The sequence below is a fragment of the Sphingomonas ginsenosidivorax genome (assembly GCF_007995065.1).
Lineage (GTDB): Bacteria > Pseudomonadota > Alphaproteobacteria > Sphingomonadales > Sphingomonadaceae > Sphingomonas > Sphingomonas ginsenosidivorax.
In genome coordinates this window covers 310,508-333,788 of sequence record NZ_VOQR01000001.1, presented here as the reverse complement: position 1 = coordinate 333,788, position 23,281 = coordinate 310,508, and the positions used below count along the sequence as shown (strand labels likewise).

At 65.9% G+C, this 23,281-nt stretch carries 10 protein-coding genes; 2 read left to right on the top strand and 8 right to left on the bottom strand.

Going from position 1 to position 23,281, the window contains the following annotated elements:
* Nucleotides 1-113: 113 nt before the first annotated feature.
* The 8 genes from FSB78_RS01425 to FSB78_RS19215 all read right to left on the bottom strand — a co-directional run bounded on the left by FSB78_RS01425 (nt 114) and on the right by FSB78_RS19215 (nt 18,514).
* Complete coding sequence (locus FSB78_RS01425) at nt 114-1,292, bottom strand: HlyD/EmrA/EmrK family protein (RefSeq protein ID WP_147079343.1); 1,179 nt, start codon at nt 1,290-1,292, stop codon at nt 114-116.
* Nucleotides 1,289-2,680, bottom strand: coding sequence for an efflux transporter outer membrane subunit (locus tag FSB78_RS01420; protein ID WP_147079341.1), 1,392 nt, complete (start codon nt 2,678-2,680; stop codon nt 1,289-1,291). The genes FSB78_RS01425 and FSB78_RS01420 overlap by 4 nt, the downstream gene beginning before the upstream one ends.
* A complete protein-coding gene (locus tag FSB78_RS01415; protein ID WP_147079339.1) occupies nt 2,677-3,147 on the bottom strand; it encodes a MarR family winged helix-turn-helix transcriptional regulator in 471 nt (156 codons plus the stop codon). The genes FSB78_RS01420 and FSB78_RS01415 overlap by 4 nt, the downstream gene beginning before the upstream one ends.
* Nucleotides 3,148-3,204: 57 nt before the next feature.
* On the bottom strand, nt 3,205-3,366 hold the full coding sequence (locus FSB78_RS19020) for a hypothetical protein (protein ID WP_158637946.1): 162 nt from the start codon (nt 3,364-3,366) through the stop codon (nt 3,205-3,207).
* A 241-nt stretch (nt 3,367-3,607) separates the two neighbouring features.
* A complete protein-coding gene (locus tag FSB78_RS01410) occupies nt 3,608-7,483 on the bottom strand; it encodes a M10 family metallopeptidase C-terminal domain-containing protein (RefSeq protein WP_158637945.1) in 3,876 nt (1,291 codons plus the stop codon).
* Between the two features lie 530 nt (nt 7,484-8,013).
* Nucleotides 8,014-8,820, bottom strand: coding sequence for an alkaline phosphatase family protein (locus tag FSB78_RS01405; protein ID WP_147079336.1), 807 nt, complete (start codon nt 8,818-8,820; stop codon nt 8,014-8,016).
* Nucleotides 8,813-10,204: a TolC family outer membrane protein gene (locus FSB78_RS01400; protein WP_158637944.1), complete on the bottom strand. Its 1,392-nt coding sequence runs from the start codon at nt 10,202-10,204 to the stop codon at nt 8,813-8,815. Before FSB78_RS01400 ends, FSB78_RS01405 begins: the two co-directional genes overlap by 8 nt.
* A gap of 210 nt (nt 10,205-10,414) precedes the next feature.
* Nucleotides 10,415-18,514 (bottom strand): beta strand repeat-containing protein, encoded by an 8,100-nt coding sequence (locus FSB78_RS19215; protein ID WP_147079332.1) that lies wholly within the window; start codon nt 18,512-18,514, stop codon nt 10,415-10,417.
* 887 nt (nt 18,515-19,401) lie between these two features.
* On the opposite strand from FSB78_RS19215, the gene FSB78_RS01390 reads away from it, so the two are divergent.
* A complete protein-coding gene (locus tag FSB78_RS01390; RefSeq protein WP_158637943.1) occupies nt 19,402-21,075 on the top strand; it encodes a type I secretion system permease/ATPase in 1,674 nt (557 codons plus the stop codon).
* Nucleotides 21,072-22,496, top strand: coding sequence for an HlyD family type I secretion periplasmic adaptor subunit (locus tag FSB78_RS01385; RefSeq protein ID WP_147079328.1), 1,425 nt, complete (start codon nt 21,072-21,074; stop codon nt 22,494-22,496). Before FSB78_RS01390 ends, FSB78_RS01385 begins: the two co-directional genes overlap by 4 nt.
* Nucleotides 22,497-23,281: the final 785 nt, after the last annotated feature.

The window sequence follows — 23,281 nt, the reverse complement described above, 5'->3', positions numbered from 1 at the left end:
TTGCGCGGTGGAGGGGTAGCTCTCCAACGACGCAGCGCTTGCGGCGAATACCCCTTCACCGTGCTTCGCACGGTCCCCCTCCCCCGCCGGGGGAGGATTGAGCGGAAGAACCATCACCGGTTCGCCGCGATGATCTGCCGGATCCTCGCCTCGACAGCCGGATCGCCCGCACCGGTCGACAACCCCTTGTACGCCGCAGCGGCCGGCCGACCGACCATCGTCCCCGACGTGTTCGCGGTATCCACCGTCGCGTTCACCGACAGGCCGATCCGCAACGGGTTGCGCCGCAGCTCGCCCTTGTCGATCGCGATCCGTACGGGAACGCGCTGCGTGATCTTGATCCAGTTGCCGCTGGCGTTCTGCGACGGCAGCAGCGCGAAGGCGTTGCCGCTGCCGGCGCCCAGCCCGACGACATGGCCGTGATAGACCAGGTCGTCGCCATACATGTCCGCGGTCACCGTCGCCGGCTGGCCGATGCGCAGGTCGCGCAGCTGCGTCTCGCGGAAATTGGCGTCGACCCACACCCGGTCGAGCGGCACCACCGCCATCAACGGCATGCCCGCCGAGACCTGCTGGCCCAGCTGCACCGTGCGCTGCGCGACGACGCCGTCGATCGGCGCGACGATATGCATGTGGCTGCGCGTGATCGCGGCGCGGCGATAGGCCGCGATCGCCGCCATCACCGCGGGGTTGTTCGACACCGTCGTCCCCGCCACGCTGTTGCGCGACTGCGCCTGCTGGCTGCGCACGAGCTGCAGCGTCGCGCTCGCGACCTTGACCTGGTCGGCGGCGTGGCCGAGCTCCTCGCCCGACACCGCGCCTTCCGCCGCCGCCCCGCGCCGGCGCTTCAGATCGTTCTGCGCGCGCGCCAGTTCGGCCTGCGCCTGGACCACCGCCGCGCCGGTCTCGCCGAGCTTGGAGAAGTCCGACCGGGTCGCGCGCACCGCCCGTGCGAGTTCCGCCTCTGCCGAGGCGAGCCCGACGTCCGCGGTCGCGGCATCGAGGTCGAGCAGCGGCTGGCCGGCCTTCACGACCTGCGTGTTGTCGGCATGGATGTCGGTCACCTGCCCCGGATCGCGCGAGGTGATCGCGATCACGTCGCCCGCGACATAGGCGTCGTCGGTCTCCTGCTCGGGCGCCGCCAGCAGGAAGTGGAACACCGCCCAGACGATCGCGCCGATCACGACGACGACCGCGAGAATGGTCAAGCCGCGCCTGCGGGCCGGGTTGCCCGCTGGCGGGGTGTCGGCGACGGGGTCAGCAACGGGGGCTGGCGTCTGCGTGTCGGTCATCGGATATCCTGCGTGAAGCCGCCACCGAGCGCGAGCACGAGCGCGACGCGCTGCTGGGCTGCATCGGCGGCGAGATTGGCGTCGGCCTGTTCGGCCTCGAGCGTGCGTACGTCGTTGTCGACCAGTTCGAGCCGGCTATCGAGCCCGCTCGCGACGCGGACCGCGTTCAGCCGGCCGGTCTCGGAAAAGCCGCGCACGACTTCGCGCTGACGTGCGCGATCTGCCGCGAGCGCACCGACCCGCGCCAGCGCATCCCCAGCCTCGCGAACCGCGCCCGCCACCCGGTCGTTATAGTCCGCGGTCGCCAGGTCGAGCGCCGCGGTTGCGCCCGCCAGATCGGCCTTCAGCCGGCCATTGTCGAAGATCGGCAGATGGACCGCCGGCCCCGCACCGACCGTTCCGGCATCCAGCGCCAGCAGGTTGCCGAGCCCGACCGCCTGGAAGCCGGCGAGCGCCGCCAGGTTGACGTTGGGATAGAAGGCTTTGCGCGCGACCTGCCGGCCCGCCGCGGCTGCCACGATCCGCGCCTGTGCCGCACCGATATCGGCCCGGCGCGCGAGCAGGTCTGCAGGCAGGCGCTGCGGCAACGGCAACGCCGCGTCGAGTTGCAGCCGGGTCGCGCCGATCGTCGCGGGATAGTCCGCCCCCCGCCCGGCCAGCGCCGCGAGCGCGTTGCGCGCCAGCGCCTGTGCGGCCTGCGCACGGAGCAACGCCTGGCGCGCCTGCGCGACGAGCGTGGTCGCCGCCTGCGCGTCGAGCTTGCTGTTGAGCTGGTTGCGCACGCGGACGTTCACCAGCCGCAGCGAATTGGTCCGCGTCGCGATGGTGCGCTCCGCGATCGCCGCCTGCGCCTCGGCGCGGGCGAGGTCGATATAGGTCTGCACCACCGCCCCCGACAGCGACAGCCGCGCCGCCGACAGGTCGAGCGCGGCTGCCTGCACGCTCGCCCGCGCGCCCGCGATCGCCGCCTTCTGCCGCCCGAACAGGTCGAGGTTCCAGTTGAGGTTGGCGGCCACCGACCCGACGAAGCGAGTCGAACCGGCGAATGGCGGCGGGATCGTGTAGCGCCCCGACAGCCGCGCATATTGCTCCTGCGCGTCGAGCGTGACGTCGGGTCCGTTCTCGGCATTCCGCGTCGCCAGCACCGCCTGCGCCTGCCCGATCCGCGCGAGCGCGGCATCGAGCGACGGGCTTCCTGCTACCGCGTCGCCGACCAGCCGGTCGAGCTGCGGATCGCCGAACCCGTGCCACCAGTCCGCAGCGATCGCCGGCGCGACATCGCTCGACAGGCCGAGCGCGGTGTCCGATACCGGCGCGACCGCCGGCTTCGACGCCGGGATCGCGCAGCCGGCGAGCAACGCGGAGATCGAAAGCGCGGCGACCTTCATACCCGCATCCCGGCCGCGGCGGCCGACTCCATCGTCTCGTTCAGTTTCTGCATCAGCGCGACCAGCGCAGCGACCTCCGCCTTGTCCCAGTCCTTCAATACCGTGTTCCAATAGTCGACGACGCGGATGCGACAGCGGCTCGCGATCGCGCGGCCATCGTCGGTCAGGATCAGGTTGATGATACGGCGGTCATCGGTATCGCGGTTCCGCGTCACCCAGCCGCGCTGTTCGAGCGTATCGACGAGCCGCGTCATCGCGCCCTTGTCGTGATTGAGGTCGCGCGCGAGCTCGGCGCAGGTCGTGCCGCGCTCGAACCACAGCGACACGAGCGCCGACCACTGGATACCGGTCAGGCCCTCCTCGGCGAACATGGGCTCCAGCGCCGTCAGGCCGATCTGGTACGTCCGCCGCGCCAGATACCCGATCGAGCATTCCGGCGCAAAATCATCGGTGGAATAGAATTGCATATGGTTGCCTTGGCAACCATTGCCTTGGCAGTCAACCGGTCGTTTCCGCGAGTCCGGTCAGTGGTCCAGCGACGACCGCCGTGCCAGCGCACAGACGAGGCAGTCTTCGAGCTTCGCCCCGATCAGGTGTTCGCCCTCGTCATCCGCGATCGTCCGCGCCTCGTCGACGAGATGTTCGATGAGGCGGAGCTTCTCGATCTTCCGCGCCTTTTCGGGCATCGTCGCTCCTTTCGAACCCTAGAGCCTGTCGTCCGGCCATGCTGCGCTTCACCGGCTCATGTCGCAATACGCAAATGGCGCGCGCGCGGTCGATATGTCCGGCCTGCCGGCCGATCCCGCCGTCACTATTGCGATGACAGCTGTTCAAGCCAAACCACGCTGAATGCACAAAGGGCGGCACCATCGGCGCCGCCCTCCATGTCCGTCCGGTGCCGGCAACCCGCCGACGCCGTACGGTATATTATGCGAACATCATGTCTTCGTGCGCTGCGCTGCCCATGTAGAGCTTGTGGACCTGGAATGCGCTGGGCGCGACCGCGAACACGTCGGCAACGGTCTCGGTGGCGAATATATCGGCCACGGCGCTGGCGTCGTGCGCCTGGTCTGCCGCCACCGCGGACGAGGTGACGACTGCCGAGGTCAGGATCAGGTCGTTGGCCGACACCGCATTGGCGCCGGAAACCTGGATGCTGAGATCGACCGAACCGTCGCCGCCGAGGTCCATCGTGACGAACGTCGTCGACCCCGATGTCGAGATGGCGACGCGGTCGGCGGCGCTGGTGTTGATCGCCGCCAGATCGATCTTGTCGGTCCCCGACTGGAAATCGAGGATCGTGTCCGACGCAGCGGCCGTCGAGTCCGCCGCGGTGATGTAGCGGAAGATGTCGCTGCCGATGCCACCCGTCAGCACGTCCACACCGACGCCGCCCTGGATGACGTCGTTGCCGTCGCCACCGTCGAGCGTGTCGTTGCCCTGGCCGCCGAACAGCTGGTCGTTGCCGAGACCGCCGACCAGGATGTCGTCGCCCTGGTTGCCGAACAGCGCGTCGTCGCCCTGCCCGCCGTACAGCGTGTCGTTGCCGACGCCGCCGTTCAGCGTGTCGTTGTCCTGGTTGCCGAACAGCACGTCGTTGCCGTCGCCGCCGTTGAGCGTGTCGTTACCGAAGCCGCCGGTCAGGACGTTCGCCCCGGCATCGCCGGTCAGCGTGTCACCGAACGAGGACCCGGACAGGTTCTCGATCGACGTCAGGCTGTCGAGACCGCCACCGCCGGTGTTCTGGTTGCCGGCGATCAGCAGGCTGACGTTCACCGCCGACGTTGCGCTGGCGTAGCTTGCCGTATCGATCCCCACGCCGCCGTCGAGCGTGTCAGGCGCAAGCTCGGTCGCGCCGGTATAATCGACGGTGGCCGAGGTCGACGAGACGTTCAGCGTATAGGCCGCATTCGCAGCAGGTCCGGCCGCACGATCGAAATCCTGAACGCGCAGATAATAGGTTCCGGCGGTTGCGAACGTGTAATCGATCGCGCTGGCGACGGCATCGCCGCCCGGATCGCTCGAATCGTCGTTCTCGGCGAGCACGGTACCGCCGGCGTTGAGCACCTGGATGACCGAGTCGAAGCTGTTGCCATCGATGTCGAAGACCACGCGCGTGTTCGCCGCAACCGAGATCGCGTAATATTCGAACACGCCACCCGAAGCGCGGGCGTTGACCGTAGCATGCGGGATCGATGTCGAGCTGACGATGTTGCCGTTCGAGACGAGATCGAAATCGCCGCCCGACGCCGTGTTGAGGACCAGCGCGGTCGCCATGCTGCTGATGACCTGCGTGTTCGGCTTGGTGATATCGGGGTGATTGACGGTGATCTGGATCACCGCTTCACCGCCGACGCCACCGTCCAGCGTGTCGTCGCCATCACCGCCCGACAGCGAGTCGCTGCCCTGCCCACCGATCAGGACGTTGTTTTCGGCGCTTCCCAGGATGGTGTCGGAATAGTTCGAGCCGGTGACGTTCTGGATGCTGAACAGCGTGTCGGTGCCAGCGCCGCCGCTGGCCGTGCCCGCGCCCAGATTGACTGCCACCGCCGACGTCGCGTTGACATAGGATGCCGTGTTGAACCCGGTCCCGCCGTTGATGATGTCGTTGCCGAGGCCCCCTTCGAGGACATCGTCACCGATCCCGCCGTACAGCGCGTCGTCGCCCTGTCCGCCATAGATCGTGTCGTTACCCGACTCACCGTAGATCGTGTCGTTGTCCTGGTTGCCGTAGATGGTGTCGTTGCCGGCGCCGCCATAGATCTTGTCGGCCCCGGTACCGCCGGTGATCGTGTCGTTGCCGTCATAGCCGTACAGCGTATCCGCCGCGGCGCTGCCGTTGATCGTGTCGTTCAGGTGGGTCCCGTAGAGTACGGTCTGACCGGCATTCGCGATTACGAGCGTCTTGGCAGCCTGCACTGCCTTGTCGGCGAGCACGAAGCCCGATCCGGTCTTGACGTCGTACCCCGTGTCGAACGCCGCGGTGGCGGCGTCGTCCATGTCGAGCGCCGTGCTCTGCATCAGCGCGCGGATATCCCGGCCGTTCAGGTTCGGGTTCGCCTGCAGCATGAGCGCTGCAACCGCAGCGGCATCGGGCGCCGCCGCCGACGTCCCGAAGAAATTCGGGAAGCTATCGGGATCCGCGGCACTGTCACTGCTGAAGAAGGTGGTGTTGCCGCCGTCGACCGCGGTGACCGCGACCCCGTAATATTGCGGTGCCGCCAAGCGTGCGCCGGTGTCGTCGTAAAGGATCTTCTGGGTTCCGCGCGACGAGAAGCTCTCGGCGACCGGCGGATTGAACCCCGCGAGCGGAGTCCGCGCGAACGAGGTCGCGCCGATGCCCATGCCGCCTTCGACCGCATGATGGCCGTACAGCGTGCCTTCGTTGGTGTTCGAGGCCGGGTTCTCGAGGTCGACGGCCGCGCCATTGCCCGACGCAATCAGGCGGATTTCGCCCGGCGCTGCGCCGCTGCGCAGGCCGACGCGGAGCTGGAGCGTCGATCCGACGGTCGCACCCGTTGCCGTGAAGCGGAACACCTCGACCGGATCGCCGCCGATGTTGTTAGCGATCGCGCCTGCACGGATGGTCGTGCCGTCGGCGTTGGTCAGGAAGATGTCGAGATCGCTGGTAGCGCCCGGACCGCCCGCCGACGAACCTGGCTGATCCCATTGCAGGATGAAGGTCTGGCTCGCCGCGACGCGGACGTTGATATAGTCCTGGCCGGGCGCGAACTGCATCAGCGTGTAGGACTGACCGTTCAGCGTCTGCGTGGCACCCGACACCCACGCGCCCTGATAGCCTTCCTTGCCGTCGTTGCCGGCGGAGCTGAAATAGGCGACGCCCTGGCTCGCGACTTCGTTCACCGCCTGCGCGATGATGCCGTTCTGATAGGTGAGCTCGGCGAAATAGCTGACGTCGTCGACGATCACCTTGTCGCCGGCAGCAGCCAGCCGGACGATGTTGTTGGCGAACGACGCCTGGCCATTGAACGCAGTGGCGAAATCGATCGCAGAGCCGGGCGCGAGATCGTGCACCAGCTGCGCCATTGCGCGCCCTTCATCCGACCCGGTGGCGGCATCCTGAAGGATGCGCGTATCGGTCGGCAGGTCGTTGCTCGCGATGTTCTGCTGCATCGAATCGCGCGAGTTCTCGCGATTGAAGCTGTCCGACAACACGCCGACGCGGATCCCGCTGCCGTCGACGCCGTAGGTCGAACGCGCGACGTCGGCATACATGCCCGAATCGGCCTGCGTCGTGACGAGCCCGACGCTGGTCGCAAAGCCTGATTCACGTGCCGACTGCAGCAACGTCGTACCGACCAGTGCCCCGATCTGGTCGACCGGCAGGAACCCGGATGCGACCGCGCCATATGCGCTGCCGCCCTTCAGGCCGAGCGCCTGGAGTTCCGCGAGCAGGCTGGCACCGTTGCCGTTCTTCGACACCGTATCGATCAGAACATATTTGCCATCGGCGGTAATCGCGTTGTCGAGATGGTCGATCCCACTGGTGAACGCCGACATCGCGGTGGCCTGCGACGACGACGCGTAGAACAGCGAGGCAAGCTGTGAATCGAGCACCGACAGCGGGCCGCTCTTCAACGCGCTCGTCGCGACCGAGAATGCGTCCTCGAAGCTCAGAGCGACGGGACTGCCGATGCCCGCGGTCTCCGCGACCGCCCCGCCCGTTGCGACGACCGGGGCATGGGCGGTGGCAAGCCCGAGCGACGACACCGCCTCGGCGCTGACCTCACCGAAACCGCTGCCGAACGTGCCCGACTCGCGAACGAACGACGAAAAATCCACCCCCTGTGATTCCAGGGGCTCCGCGCCGGCGTTTCCGACACTGTCAATTACGTATTTGTTCGCCATCGCGTTGAGCCCCGTTCTGCGGATAGTGGAAAGTAGCGTAGTGCCTGCACAAACATCGTTCGGCTTTGCGACCGAACGCAACTTGACCGAACCGCATCAAAATTGCGCGGCTCGCGGGAAATCATCCCGTAATTTCCAAAAGCTATACGCGAAACTTTTGCACCACAAGCCCCGCGCAACACGCCGTTGCATTTTACGAAGCACGCTTTCGGCGAGCGTTTCGTCAGCGCGGAAACGGGGTCTTGCCGACATGCCCCCCCCCCCCGCTGGGGACACGCCGGCAACAGCGCGGACAGCGCATCGCGGCGTGCTTCCGGAGCCGGTGATTCGGCGCACGCGTCATCGATGACGCACCGGTATCCGGTCGCATCCCATCTCGCTGTGTGGATGTCATCGCTCAACCGGCTGGCCGAACGCCACCTAGTAGGCGGCCTCCGACGGCGTCGCTCTAATCCTTGGGCGCTCTAGACCGGATCGCCGCGGTGGCGGATCATCAGGGGGACGGTCAGGACCTTTTCGTGCGGGACTCCGTGTTCCCAGATACCGTCCTCACCCCAGGCGTCACCATGATCCCCGCAGATCAGGATCGTCGCGTGCAGGAACCGAGCGATCAGCGGCGCGAGGACCGCATCGATGTGACGAAGCGACGACGCCTGGCGGGCCGCGCACTCATCGCGGCGATCGACCGTCTGGAAGGGTTCGCAGCAATTGTCGTCATACGGCCAGGCCGCGCCCTGGTGCCAATAGGGGACGTGCGTCTCGGCACAGTTCAGGAAGGTGAAGACGGGTCCCGGCGCCGCATCGATCTGCTGCCCGATCCAAGCCACCTGACGTTCGACTGCCCCGGGTGCGCCATCGTAAAGGAAATGCTGGAACGGGCGCCCGAGATGCACGCCGGTCGGCGTATCGGGGTTGAACCAGCCGACCGCCCCCGAGCCGATCGTGCTGTGGCCGCGGTTCGCGAACCCCTCGATGATGTTCGCACCCGCCAGTTCGAAGCCTTCGCCGCCCTTGCCCGGATGCCCCGCGCCGACCAGCTTGAAGAGCTTCGCCGCCTTCGGGTTGAGCATCGCGACGGGTTCCAGCGTGGCGACCGGCGTGAACCCCACGAACATCGCGCAGTGCGACCCGTAGGTGAAATAGCTCGGCGCCTGCGCGGGCCGCATCGGCGCGACCGCGCGCATCGCCAGCGGCCCCGCGTTCGCCATCGTATCGAAACGACACGAATCAAGCGTGATGAACAGGACGCTCTCGGGATCGAGCTCAGTCATGAAGGTCACTCGTCACGACCCCGTCGAACACGCTGGACTGGCCGATCGAATCGATCGCATCGACCGCCATCATCCACGGGATCCGGTCGCGATCGTTGAGCCGCTGGACGTCGGGCGCTAGGGGATCGATCGCTGCCTTGATCCCGAAGGTCTGCGGGCTGAGTCGGCCGGCGGCGGCGATCAGCGTCGCCTCGCCGACATAGCTGTCATGCGCCGCATTGGCGCGGGCGATGCGCGCGTTGTTGAGCTCCTGCGCGGCGTTCAGGATGTCGAGCGCCGAGCGCAACGCGAAGCGTTCCTCGATCTTCGTGCCCTTGTAGACGCCGGCCTGCGCGGTGACCTGCTGGTCGTAGAGATCGAGCGCCTGCTGGCTGCCGCGCATCTGTTCATAGGCCTGCGAGACCGACAGCCGGACCTGGCGCCGCGCGCTCTCGATCAGGTCGATGTCCGAGCGGTTGCGCGCACGCGATTCGCGGATCCGCGACGACACCGCGCCCGACGAATAGATCGGCACGCTCAGCACCAGCCGGACGGTCTGGTTGTCGTTGCGCAGCTGGTCGTTGTAAGGCAGCAGCGGCCCCTGGCTGACGTCGCCGCGCAGCGCCAGCGACGGCCGCGTCGCCGCCTTTGCCTGCAGGACGCCGGCGCGCGACGCACGCTCCTGGAAATCGGCGCTCAGAAGCACCGGGCTGCTCCGCTCGGCGATCGCGTAGAAACCGTCGACCGATTTCGCGAGATCGGGGAGCGGCGGGACCGGCTCGAGCGTACCCGGATCACGCCCCACGACGGCGCGAAAACTGCTCTCGCTGGCGCGCAGGCGCGCGGTCGCGACGACCAACTGCGCCTGCGCGGCCGCGAACCGCGCGAACCCTTGGTCGCGGTCGGTCAGCGTCGCCGACTTGGCGGCCAGCTTCGCGCGGGTCTGGTCGATCTGGCCCTGGAGCAGCCCGACATTCTCGGTGCTGATCGCGACGATCTGCTGGTCGCGCTGGACGTCGGCGTAGGAGGTCACGACCTGCGTCAGCACGCGGGCCTGCGCGCGCCGGACATATTGATAGTTCAGGAACACGTTGGCGAGCGCCGCCTGCAGTGCGGCGTGGAGTCGTCCGCCGGAATAGAGCGGCTGGATCACCGTCAGCGTCTGCGACGCGGTCTGCGCGGTGACTTCGTTGTTGGCCGTGACGTTGCTGTCGACGAGCGCGCGCTGAGTCTGGATCGAGGCAGTGGCGTCGACCGTGAAGCCGAGCTGCGCGCGCGCCTGGAGATAGCGTTCGTTGATCGCCCGGAGCAGTTCGCGTTGTGCCAGGATGTCGGGATTGGTGTCGTAGGCCGTCGCGATCGCCTCAGCGAGTGTCTCGGCGCGGGCCGTGGTGGCCGCGGTCATTGCCAGTCCGGCCGCTGCCGACCCCAATATCCGCGCAAGAAAGTGGCGCCCGAAGACGCCACGAAGAAAACCGGAAGCTGACACCATCATTCGTCCACGCTTTTACACCAGGCACTATCGGCTTCGCTAGGCTCCGTGCCGGCCCCGTGCCGACACTATTGTACGATAGCGACCCGGTCCACATGGATAATGTGGACCGGGCTCATGGGTTTAGGCGAAGATGAACGCGTCATGGTTCGGCGCCGTCGTCGCACCGAAGACGTCGAGGTGGAAGTCCGCGACGCCGTTGGTGCTGGCGACGCTCTCGACGGTGTAATGGTCGCCCACCTGGCTGACGACCAGTTGGCTGTCGCTGGTATAGCCGAGCGTGCGCAGGTCGATGCGGTCGCCCTCGCCCTGGTGGAAGTCCAGGATCGTGTCACGGCCAGCCGCGTTCATCACGAACCGGTCAGCACCAGCACCGCCGGTCAGCGTGTTGCTGCCGAGACCGCCGACCAAGACATCGTCGCCGTCGTCACCGAACAGCACGTCGTTGTTCTGCCCACCGTACAGCGTGTCGTTACCGGCCCCGCCATGCAGCGTGTCGTTGCCTTGGTTGCCGTACAGGGTATCGCCGCCGCCGTTACCGAACAGCGTGTCGTCACCGTACAGCCCGGTCAGCGTGTCGTTGCCGCCAGCACCGTCGAGCTCGTCGTGAAGACCCGACCCGGTGACGATGTGTGCGACCGTTGCGTCCAGGTTGGTCGGCGCGAAATCGACGCCGATATCGGATGCAGTGACGATGTTGCCGCTGACCGCGATCGTCTGCGGACCGATGGCGCCATCGACGATGATGCCGGTATCCGCATTACTGATCGTGTTGCCGGTGACGCCGCCGCCGGTGACGTCGGTGTCGACGTAGATGCCTGTGAAGAAGCTCTCCGCCGACGCACCGACGACGGTGTTGCCGGTCACCATCAAGTCATGGCTGCCGCTGACCAGCAGGATTCCCGTGGCGCTGCTCGCGTCGGTCGCATAGCCGAGCCCGCCGATGGTGTTCCCCGCGATGAGGCCCGACGACCCGAAGGTCACGATGCCGTTCTGGGCAAGACCCCCGACCACGCCGCCCCCGGTGATCTCGACCCCCTGGACGTTGAGCACGGCGTTCGTGGCGACCAGACCGTTCTTCTGGAAGTCGCTGATCGAACCTCCCGACATCTGGAAGGCGAGTGCGCTGTCGTTCTCGACAAGGACCGCACGACCGCGCTGACCGCCGCTGATCCCACCGTCCTCGTCGACATACGCGTCGCGGATGCTGGTCACGTTGACGTCGAACAGACCGCCCGAGCTGTTTTCGAAGAACACGCCCGAGAACTCGTCCTCGCCGATCGCCGAACCACCGGCGCCTGCACCATCGATATGGATCCCTTCGATGCGGACGTTGGTGGAGTCCGTTACGGTGAGGATCCCGTTGACGGCGGTCCCGTTGATCCGCTCACCCGTGATTTGGAGGACTTCCGGCGCGACGATGGTCACCGTCTCGTTGGCAGCCGCCTTGATCGTCAGGTTCGTGACACCGGTGACGGTGACCTGTTCGACATAGGTGCCGCCGCGGATGATCACGGTGCCGCCCGAGACCGCCGAGTCGACCGCGTCGTCGATGGAGTTGAACGTACCGGTCAGCTTGCCCGCCGCGTCGAACACCTGGACCGCGTCGTCCGCCGAAAGCCGCACATCCGCGAATTGCAACTGCTCGATGCCCGTCAGCGTGTCGGTGCCTTCGTTGCCGTTCGCGATATTGGTGTCGGTCACAGCTGAGAAGCCGGTGACCAGGCCGTCGGCATTGGCGATCGTGGTGAACGTATAGCCCGCAGCTACCCCGGCGAACGCCGCGGTATCGACGCCTTCGCCACCGTCGAGCGTGTCGTTGCCGAGGCCGCCGGTGAGGATGTTGTCGTTGTCGTCGCCCGTCAGCGTATCGCCGAAGCGGCTGCCGGTGATGTTGGCAATGTCGTAATAGGTGTCGACCAGGTCGCTGCCGGCATTGGTTGCAGCTGCGGTGCCGACGCCCACGCCGTGCAGCGCAACCTGCGGCAACCATTGGTCGCTTCCCTGACCGATTAGCGTGGCGGTCACCGCGCTGGCTGCGTTGGTATAGCCGACGGTGTCATTGCCGCCGCCCCCATGAATGGCGTTGGTGCCCTTGCCGCCCTCGAGATAGTCGTCGCCACTGCCGCCGAACAGCATGTCGTCGCCTTGGCCCCCAAACAGTGTGTCGTTGCCTTGGCCACCGTACAGCGTGTCGTTGCCTTGGTTGCCGTAGAGGACGTCGTTGCCGTCATTGCCGTAGACGTTGTCGTTGCCCTGGCCCGCCATGACGATATCGACGACGTTGCTGCCGTAGATATCGTCATCATACAGCGTGCCGTTGGTCGGCCCACCGTCCTCGAGAGCGAAGATCTGTTCCGGCTCGCCGGTAACGACGACCGTGTAGGATCCGGCCACTGGGTCCGCCTCGCCATCGCTGACGGCATAGTCGATCCGGATCGTCTCGGTCTGCCCGTTGTGCAGCGGGACACCGATCTCGTCGAGATTGAGCGTTACCGAGCCGTCCTCGTTGATCTCATAGAGATCGGGGTCGAGCAGCGTGTCGGTGCCGTCGGCGTTGACGACATGCACCGACGGGGTGCCCGACACCGACAGCGTGTCGCCGTCGACGTCGCTGGCTTTCGATGCCAGGTCGATCCGGTAGTAGCCTTCGCTTTCGGACACGGTTTCCCCGGTTCCGACGATCGTCGGCGCATCGTTGACCGGGTCGACGGTCACGGTGACGGCAATCGCGATCGGCGTTTGTGTGATTACCCCGGTCGACGACACCGTGAAGTGGTAAACGCCGGTGATGCCCGTGTTGCCAGTCGTCGTATCGAGCGTCAGCGCGTCGGCTGTAACGACCACCCGGTTCTCCAAGGTGCCGTCGGTGATCCCGACGAAGGGCGCATTCGATTGGGGATTATTGTCACTAAAGCGCCATTCGACGTTTTCATAACGGTAGGTCACATCCAGCGAGCCATCGGCCAACTGATGGATCGTCATCTGATAGGCGTTAGATTTCGCACCTTCGATCCCACCTGAGTCCGACGGGTAATGCCCGACGTCGTCATAGGTGATCGTCAGCGTCTTGGTGGCCGCATCGAGGTCGTAATAAACCCTGCCGGTTCCCTGCGAGTTCCCGCCCGGCGATGTGCCGCTAGTTGGTGCGATGCTGCTTGAATCGGCGCCGAACACGCTAAACACTGGCGAGCCGATATTTGCGATAGCACCGGGTAGATAGTCCATGCCGGCATTGTTTCCGAGCACGAGATACCCATTCGTCGCAATCTTCGCGGTCAGGTACGTCTGCCCAAACACGGTCAGTCCGTTCGCGCCGAATACTTCTGTGAGGGCGATCGACTGAGCGCCGTCTTCCGAGGCCGGCACGACGTTCTCGCCAAACCCTGCAGCGCCGCCGAGGGTGTTTACAAGGCTCGACGTCACGTTGGCGACAGCACCCGGGCTGGTGACATAGAACGTGTCCGTGCCGTTGAAGTTCGCGTCGGGCGTGTAGGTGAACGTGCCGTCAGCCTGCAGCGCGACGGTCCCGTGGGTCGGGCCGCTTACCAACGAGACCGTGCCCGTCGGGCTATTGCCGTTGTCTACGTCGAACGTCGCGACATGGCCGGTGAGAGCCGTATCCTCCTGCGTCGTCACCGACGTGGCCACCACCACGGCGGCGTCGTCTGCACCCTGCACCGCGATGACGCGGAAGTCCTGGAACGTCTCCGTCCCACTGGTCACGGTATAGGCGATGCGGACCTGGTTCAGCTGGCCCACGTTGAGGCGGTCGAAGAAACCGGTGTTGAGCGTGAAGTCGGTGCCGTCGATTGTGTAGGCGCTTTCCGGCAGAACAGCGCCGGGGATGATGTGACCCGACCCATCGAGCAGGGTGATGCGCGTGATCTCCACGGTCGGGGTGTCGTCGGGATCGGTGATGTCCGACACCAGGTCGACCAGTACGGCCCCCGCATTATCGTTGGTCAGGATCGCCGACCCGCCATCGCTGGTGGCGATGTCGTTGGTGCCGTTGATCGTGACGCTGAGCGTGACGGTCTCGGCGCCGGCCTGGACCTCCAGCGTGTCGGTCACCGACTCCTCGACGTTGAGGTACTGTACCGACGCGTTGTCGACGGTGAACGACCACACGCCGGCCGAGTCGATCGAGAAGCTGCCATGCGCGGTCCGCACATTGCTCTCGGCCATGATCGACGTTTCGTCGTCCGCGTCCGAGACCACCAGCGTGCCGGTGACCGGCGCCGTCGCGTCCTCGTCCGTTTCTCCGGTCCGGCCGGAAACGACCGCGACATCGTCGATGCCGTTGACGGTGACGGTGACCTGCTTCGAAGACCCGTCGTCGGTGTACACCGTGAAGGTTTCGTCGAAGTCCTGCTTGAGCGACTGCGCGTCCTCGATGTCGAGCGTGTAGGTCCAGACGCCCGATTCGGTCACCGAGAAGGTACCGTATTCACCCTGGACGAAGTCCGCGACAGCACCGTCCTCGTCCTGCACCGAGAAGATGTGCGGGGCGTCGGCATCGACGTCGGTCTCGGTCAGCGTGCCGCTGACGGTGTTCGACGGCGCGCTCTCGGGAACGGACGTGCCGTCCTCGCTGATGCTGCCCGTCACGGTGCCGTCGATGACCGCCTTGTCGTCGACGCCGGTCACGACGAAGGTATAGCTTGCCTCCGTCTCCGCCGCCTCTTCGTCGTCGACGAGATAGTTCACGGTAACCGTCTGGGTCTCGCCCTCGGCGAGATCCGCAAACACCGTCGCGTCGAGCGTGAAGATGCCGGCCTCGTCGACCGAATAGTCGTCGCTGGTCAGCGCGTGGTCGCTGTCTCCGCTCGACGTGGCGTCGATGCTGCCGGGAACGACCTGGGAATCTGCGCGATAGGTATAGTCGGGGTCAGTGATGCCAGCCAGCAGGTCGTGCGTGAACGCGGCGTCCTGATCGGTGGTGGCGCCGGACTCCTGCGGCGTGAAGACGGGGAAGTCGTTGTTGCCCGCGACGCTGATGACGTAGCTGGTCGCGGTCGGGAACACGCCGTCGGTGACGGTGTAGTTGACCTGAACCTGCGCGAATTCCAGCACCGACAGGCTGTTGAAGTAGTTCGGATCGATCGACAGCGTTGAACCCACCAGCGTGAAGCCGGTTGGCAGGTCGTCCGCATCGAACGTGCCGTTGAGCCCCGAACCTTCCGGCGCGCCACTGATGACGATCGACACCTCGGCGACCGACAGCGTTTCGTTGCCGTCGGGATCGGTAGAACCGGCGAGCAGGTCCTGCGAGTAGAGGATGTCGTCCTCGTCGATCGGGTCGGCTTCGATCGTGCCGACCGTGGGCGCATCGTCGATGCCGTTGATGGTGATGACCACCTGGCCCGCCGTGCCGTCCGGCGTGGTGAAGTCGAACGTGTCGGTCGGGTTCTCCTCACCCGACAGCGGCCCCGCCGCCGCCGGGTTGACCGTGTAGACATAGGTACCATTGCCGTTCAGGACGAGCTTGCCGTACGTGCCGACCAGCGTGCTGGTCGACGTCAGGGGCGCGGTGTCGCTGTCGGGATCGATCGTGACCACGGTGCCCGAGACGCTCGTTTCGTCCGCGTCGACTTCCGCAGCGGTACCGGTAAACGTCGCGACATCGTCCGCACCGTTGATACCGACCGAGATTTCCTGCGCGGTGCCGTCGAAGGTGTACACGATGATCGTGTCGTTCGCCTTGGCGCCGATCTTCAGCGCGTTGATGAACGGATCGGTCTGGTTCAGCGTGTAGGTGTAGTTGCCGTCCGCAGCGATCGTCAGCGAGCCGTAATCGCCGGCGAAGGTACCCGCCTGCCACGTATTCTCACCGGCGTCGGGATCGTTCGCGATGACCAGCCCGGAAACCGTGCTCGCGGTATGCAGCACGTCGTCTGCGTCATAGCCATTCTCGAACATGTTCGGGCCGGTGTCGCCGCCCGGCTCGGACAGGTCGTTGCTGCCGTTGACCGTGATCATCACGCTGCTGGCGGCGCCGCCATTGGTCGCGACGGTGAAGGTGACGGTGTCGAACTGGCCGCCGGGAATGTCCTGTGCGTTGCCGGTGTTGACGGTGAACGTCCAGGTGCCGTTGGCGTCGATCGTGAAGGTTCCGAGATCGCTCGTTTGCGTGCCGGCCTGGAACGCATGCGGGCTGTCCGGATCGGTCGCGACGATCGTGCCGGTGATGGCCGTCGTCGCGTCCTCGTCGGTCGTGCCCGTGCGGGCACCCAAGAAGACAGTCGGGTCATTCTCGCCCACCACGGTGATGACGATGTCCTTGGGCGTGCCGTCCGAACTGATGATGCGGAACGTCTCGGTCGCGTTGGCGGTCAACGCCACGGCGCGCGAGTCGACGACGTAGTTCCACGCCCCAGCGTCCGTAATCGTGAAGGTGCCGTAGAGACCCGTTGCCGAGAGTGGGTTCGGTGCGATCGCGAGCGAGGGATCGGATACCTTGGCCAGGTTCGGCTGCTGCGAGACAAAGGCAACGCTCGTGACCAAGTCCGCACTGTCGACGTCGTTGACCGCGACCTGACCGGTGATCGGCGATACCGCCTTCTCGCCGACGCTGCCCGTCAGCGTGCCGGTGATCACCGCCGCGTCGTTGCTTCCCTGAACACGGACCGTGACGGTCGATGGAGTACCGTCGGCACTGACGATGTCGAACGTCTCGGTCGGGTTGGCGCCGACGTTCAGCGATTGCGCATTCTCGTTAAGGATGTAGGTCCAGAAGCCGTCCGGCGCGATCGAGAAGGTGCCGTACGTTCCGATGCCGTCATCGGTCGGTGCGAGGTTGAAGTCCATCGCGTTGTCGACATCGGTCACGTCGAGCGTGGCAAAGGCGAAAGGCGCATCCTCGGTCGTCTGGACCGTACGCCCCGTCTCGGCGAAGACCGCGGCGTCGTTCGCGCCCTGCACGACGAAGCTGAAGGTTGCGGGCGTCGTGCCGCCGTTGCCGTCGCTCAGCGTGTAGTTCACCAAAACCGTTGCCGATGCGCCGAGGTTCAGGCGATCGAAATAACTCGGGTTGAAGGTGAAGTTGCCGTTGCCGTCGACCTGATAAGCCAGAGGCGAAAGCGGTTGCGGCGTAATCGTGCCGGTTTCGACGAAGGTCGCGCTGACGCCGCTGACCGCCAGCGTGTCGCCGTCGACATCGGTCGCGCCGGCCTTCAGATCCTGCGTGAGCGTGCCGGCGTTGTCGTTGGTCGTCTGGGTGATGGTGCCCTGGACGGGCGCGTCGTTCTTGCCGGTGACGTTGAACACGAGGCTGGCGGTGACGGTCGCCTCGCCGTCGGTCGAGCTGTACGTGAAGGTGTCGGCGGCGACGACCCCTTCCGCCAGCGGCTTGGCGTTGTCGGCGACATAGGTGTACGCGCCGTTCGCGCCGAGCGTCAGCGTGCCGTAGGTCCCGGCGAGTGTTACGGTGCCGCCCGCCGCGATCGCCTGAACCGCGCCGGTACCGGCGCGAATTCCGGTCACGCTCATCCGGTCGTCGATGTCGAGGTCGTTCCGGAGAACGCCGTTTCCGTAGTCGAAGCCAATCCCGCCCGTCTCGCTTGCGGTCGCATCCGCGAGGACGCCGACGGTGTCAGCGTTCGCCTGCAGGATCGCGTTGCCCGATGCGGCGACCTGGACCTGGACGTTGTTGTCAAAGACGATCGTCTCGACGGTCGAGACGCGGTCGATGCCGCCGCGGCCGGTAGAGATCAGCTGCGTGATCGACGACTGGACCGAGATGCCGTTCGCCGCGACCGTATGGACCCGCGCGGTGTCGGTGCCGAGGCCGCCAGAAAGCGAATTGTCGCCCGCGTCGGCGCCACCGTCGAGATAGTCGTTGCCCGACCCGCCGTTGAGCTGGTCGACGCCCGTGCCCCCGAACAGCCTGTCGTCACCCGCGCCGCCGTTCAGCGTGTCGTTGCCGCCACCGCCGGTCAGCGTATCGTTGCCGGCGCCACCGTTGAGGGTGTTTGCGTTGTTGTCGCCCGTGATGACGTCGTTGCCCGACCCGCCGGTGACGTTCTCGAAATTACGGAAGGTGTCGCTGCCGATGCCGGTCCCGCTGAGCGTGCCGGCGACCATGTCGATCGTCAGGTTCGCGGTGACCGACGCATCCGCCGCCAGCGTGTCATTGCCCGCAAGGCCGTCGAAGACGTCGTCGACGTTGTTCTGGCCGAAAGTTACCGTATCGTTGCCGGTCGTACCATTGATGATCGCCATGGTATTTATCCTCGGATTGTGTCGCTCGCCGGAGTTCGGCGCCGCTGAATGATGATGAACTGAACGAGAATTGGGAATTTGGTCGTGGACGCGTGTCAACAGCGCTTCGGATCGACCGAAACGCACGTCACGTGATGTACTGCTGATAGGCTTGCATCGGCACTCCGCTCTCTTTGAGCGGCAGCTTCACTTACGTATAATATAGATCGCGTGCCGACATCTCGTCAAACCCCCCGGTTTACTGACCAAATGTTGCCTGATGCATGGCAGCGGTACCAGACTGCTGCACGATAGCCGACGACTCGCCCCAACCCAAGTTAGCCCCCCTCCTCACTTCATTGAAGTTGACGCTAGCTGTGACAACTGTGGAACAAAGTCAAATGACCGATTGTTGCAAAACCGTCCGGACCCCGCAGTCCCCTCTTGAGGACAGCGAGCTGCTGCAACCTTCCCAAGAATATTGTAAGAATTAATCAGGCGGGGCCCGACGTTTGTTGCGCTGCAAGACCCGTAGGAGCGTGGCGGCCCGGATAGACCTGACAGTTACATGTCGTTCCATCGCCACCTCTTTCCAGTACGTTATGAGACGCATCGGTTTTGATCGGTATCTGATTTCGCTTGTCGCGCTCTTGCCCGCGCTATACCGCAATGCCTGCGCGACGTGCCGGGGGTGGGCGCGCCGTAGACGAACGCTTCGAACAATCTGCTGCCGCCACGTCATCGTGCGCGATCGGGATTTTTTTGCGGGACTGTCGCCGGCGCCAGTCGATCATCGCCTTTCATCGAAGGGGCGCATGGTCCACAAGCGCATCACACGATGATTGCAAGATCTTGAGGTAGCGTCGATGTTTGCGGCCAAGGAACCCTTCAGCAACCAGGCCTGGAGCTTGATCCGATCGCATGTCCGCTGGGCCGTGCTGTTCAGTGCGCTGGTCAATATCCTCTACCTCGCGCCGACGATCTACATGATCCAGGTCTATGACCGGGTCGTACCGACGCGCGGCGTGCTGACGCTCGTGTTCATCACGCTGGTGATCCTGGGCGCACTGGCGACGCTGTCGGTGCTCGACCAGATGCGCAACGCGATCCTGTTGCGCGCCGCGATCCGGCTCGACGACGAGATCGGCCCGCGCCTGGTGCGGATGACGGTCAGCACGCCGGCGGCGGGCGGCCATCCGCAACAGGTGATGCGCGACTTCGACACGTTGCGCCAGTTCCTTGCCAGCCCCGCGCTCGGCGCGCTGTTCGACATGCCCTGGGCGCCGATCTACATCATCGTCGCGACGATCATCCATCCGCTGCTGGGGCTCGCCACGCTGATCGGCGCTGCGATCCTGGTCGCGTTGGCGATCGCCAACGACCGCGCGACCCGCGCTGCGGCAAAGGCCGCCGCCGAACGCTCGACCGACACCTATTTCGCGCAGGAAGCGGTCGGCAGCGTGACCGACACGATCCGCGCGCTCGGCATGCGCGACGCACTGGTCAACCAGTTCGTCGCCTCGCGCGTCCAGTCGGCCGCGCCCGGCCGCGCCGTCGCCGAGACCGCGAGCCGCTATTCGGGCGTCATCAAGTTCGCCCGCCTGTCGCTGCAGTCCGCTGCGCTCGGCATCGGCGCGTTCCTCGCGATCAACGACATGATCTCGGCCGGCGCGATCATCAGCGCCAGCGTGCTGATGTCGCGCGCGCTCGGGCCGATCGACCAGATCGTCAGCGGCTGGCGTGGCCTGGGCGATGCACGCAACGCGCTGGCCAAGCTCAACGAGTTCACGCTGAACTATGCCGAGCCCGGCCCACGCACCGCATTGCCCCGCCCGCGCCCCGTATTGCAGGTCGAGAATGTCAGCGTGCTCGCCCCCGACGGCAAGCGCCTGCTGATCGCCGACATCAGCTTCGCGGTCGACAAGCCCGCGATCGTCGCCGTCGTCGGCCCCAGCGGCGCGGGCAAGTCGACGCTGTTGCAGGTGATGGCGAATGCCCGGGTGGCCGATCGCGGCGCGGTCCGGCTCGATTCCGCCAAGCACACCGACTGGGAGCCCGAGCAGCTCGCCGGCCATCTCGGCTATCTGCCGCAGGACATCACGTTGCTGTCGGGGTCGATCAAGGACAATATCTCGCGCTTCCAGTCGCGGCTGGGCGACGACATCGACGCCGCGGCGGTCGCTGCCGCGCAGCGTGCTGGCGCGCATGACATGATCCTGCATCTGCCCGCGGGCTATGATACGATGCTGGGGCCCCGCGGCCGTGGGCTGTCCGCCGGACAGCAGCAGCGCGTCGGGCTGGCGCGCGCGCTGTACGGATCGCCGGTGATGCTGGTGCTCGACGAACCCTATTCCGCACTCGACAACGAATCCGAGGCGCGGCTGCTGCGCGGCCTGGCGGAAATGCGCGAACAGGGCACGATCGTCGTCGTCGCCGCGCACAAGAACTCGATCGTGAAACTGTCCGACTATCTCGTCATCATGAAGGACGGGGCGTTGCAGGCGTTCGGACCGACGGCAAAGATCCTGGAGCAGATGCGCCCGGCGCCTGTTCCGCGTAGCGAAGTGGCGACCATCGCATGAACTACCATAGCGACATCTCATCCGGCGAACCCGAAGTCCCCGAGGTCCCCGCACCGCCCCCGCGGCGCAATCTGGGCGCGATCTTCCGCCGGACGTCGACGCCGGCACTCGACGGTCCGGGTGATCCCGGCCGGCCGATCCGCGTCGGGCTGGGCGTCGCGCTCGCCTTCTTCGTCGGGTTCCTCGGCTGGGCAGCGCTGGTCCGCCTCGATTCGGGCGTCACCGCGCAGGGCTATGTCGTGGTCGCGGGCAACCGCAAGGCCGTGCAGCACCGCGAGGGCGGCATTGTCGGCAACCTCTATGTCCATGAAGGCGACACGGTAAAGGCGGGCCAGGTCCTGTTGCGACTGGCCGACGACGAGCTGCGCTCGCGCGAGCGCGCCGCCAGCAGCCAGGTGATCGCGCTGAAAGCGTACAAGGCGCGCCTGACCGCCGAGATCGAAGAGAAGCGGTCGATCGCCTTCCCCGCCGAGTTCGCGTCCATGACCGGCGCCGATCTCGAGGATGCGCGGATCAACATGCGCGTCCAGCAAAAGGAATTCGACCTGCGCGGGCTCGCGCTCGCGACCGAGAAGAAGGTGCTGCGCGAGCGCATGACCGAGCTCAGTCACCAGGCGAGCGGCAGCCGCGCGCAGGTATCGGCGAGCGAACGCCAGGGCCAGCTGATCGGCGAAGAGCTGGTCGGCCTGCGCGATCTCGAGCGGCAGGGCTATGTCGCGATGTCGAAGGTCCGCGAGGCCGAGCGCGCGGAAGCGCAGTACAGGGGTTCGCGCGGCGAATATGAGGGCGGCGTCGCGAAGAGCATGGCGTCGATCGGCGAGACCAAGGTCCAGATGATCGGGCTCGACCGCAACCATGCCGCCGACGCCGCGCAGCAGTTCCGCGAGGCCGACCTGAAGCTCGCAGAGCTCGAGCCGCAGCTGGTCGCGCTGCGTACGCAGCTCGGCCGCACGATCGTGCGCGCACCCGCGTCGGGGCAGGTGGTCGGCCTGAAGATCTTCACCAACGGCGGCGTCATTGCCGCGGGCGAAACATTGATGGAGATCGTCCCGACTCGCGAGACGCTGGTGGTTCTCGCCAAGGTCGAACCGTCCGACATCGACGACCTGACGATCGGCCAGAAGACCGAAATCAAGATCCCGGCGTTCCACAACCGCGGGCTGCCGATCCTGAACGGCCAGGTCTCGAAGGTCTCGGCCGACCGGCTGGTCGACGACAAGACTGGCAAGGCGTATTTCGACGTCGAGGTCGTGGTGCCGCCATCCGAGCTGAAGATCCTGCGTGACGTGCGCGGCAGCAAGACCGACCTGATCGCGGGCCTGCCCGTCGACATCGTCATCACGCAGCGCAAGCGCAGCGCGCTCGACTATATGTTCGAGCCGATCAGCCAGGCGCTGTGGCGGTCGTTCCGCGAGGAGTGAGCCAGGAGTAGGGAGAGTGCGTAGACCGCTCTCCCCATTCACCACCTCAGTGCTAAGCCGGGGTCTCCGAAAGCTTGAGAAACGCCGTCAAGCCAACCGGGTCTGAGAGGTCTGACGGACGAATCGGCCTAGCCAGCCTCCTCCGACCTAATCCGGGCGTTATCTCGCACGCTTGCCTAAGGAGCCCTCAGCCTTCGCTGGGGTGACGCGATGTGAGGCTGCACCGCCCGGCCGACACCGCCCCCGAGCCACCCGGGGCGTTGCCCCGAGCCCCGCGGTAATCGCGTCTCCCTCGCGCACGATTACAAGCGACCTGCGGTCTAGCGTGAACCCATCGAACATCACGCGCTCGGGCGTGAACAGTGCGCGCGCCTTCACGAGAGCCGCCGTCGCCGGCATCGCATAGCGCACGGTACCCCGCGCCTCGTCCAATCGCACCGCCATGGCGGTCCGCCGGTCACCGTCGCCGATCGCGCACGCCAGTGTGGATGGCGTGGAGACCAGCAAGAGAAGCGTGATGACCATCGAGATTGGCTCCTTCGAGCGATCGGCGTCGGACTACCGCTCCGGGGGGAAGGTTTCCGTGACGCCGGGGCTCTTGTCCAGCGATCCATCTGGGTAGTCACGGCTTTCAATCACAAGCCAAACCCGGAGACACGGCTGGCATTGCCCTCGCCTGACAGGTCCGCACGCATGCGGCGCTACGGTTACCCACGGAGTGGGTTGCTGATGCCGCGCTGTAGTGCAAATCGAAAGCAACCAGTCCCCACCGAAAAAATGTCACC

Coding starts and splice junctions, on each gene's coding strand:
- FSB78_RS01425 (WP_147079343.1), bottom strand. CDS start 1,292: ATGACCGACACGCAGACGCCAGCCCCCGTTGCTGACCCCGTCGCCGAC.
- FSB78_RS01420 (WP_147079341.1), bottom strand. CDS start 2,680: ATGAAGGTCGCCGCGCTTTCGATCTCCGCGTTGCTCGCCGGCTGCGCG.
- FSB78_RS01415 (WP_147079339.1), bottom strand. CDS start 3,147: ATGCAATTCTATTCCACCGATGATTTTGCGCCGGAATGCTCGATCGGG.
- FSB78_RS19020 (WP_158637946.1), bottom strand. CDS start 3,366: ATGCCCGAAAAGGCGCGGAAGATCGAGAAGCTCCGCCTCATCGAACAT.
- FSB78_RS01405 (WP_147079336.1), bottom strand. CDS start 8,820: ATGACTGAGCTCGATCCCGAGAGCGTCCTGTTCATCACGCTTGATTCG.
- FSB78_RS01400 (WP_158637944.1), bottom strand. CDS start 10,204: ATGACCGCGGCCACCACGGCCCGCGCCGAGACACTCGCTGAGGCGATC.
- FSB78_RS19215 (WP_147079332.1), bottom strand. CDS start 18,514: ATGGCGATCATCAATGGTACGACCGGCAACGATACGGTAACTTTCGGC.
- FSB78_RS01385 (WP_147079328.1), top strand. CDS start 21,072: ATGAACTACCATAGCGACATCTCATCCGGCGAACCCGAAGTCCCCGAG.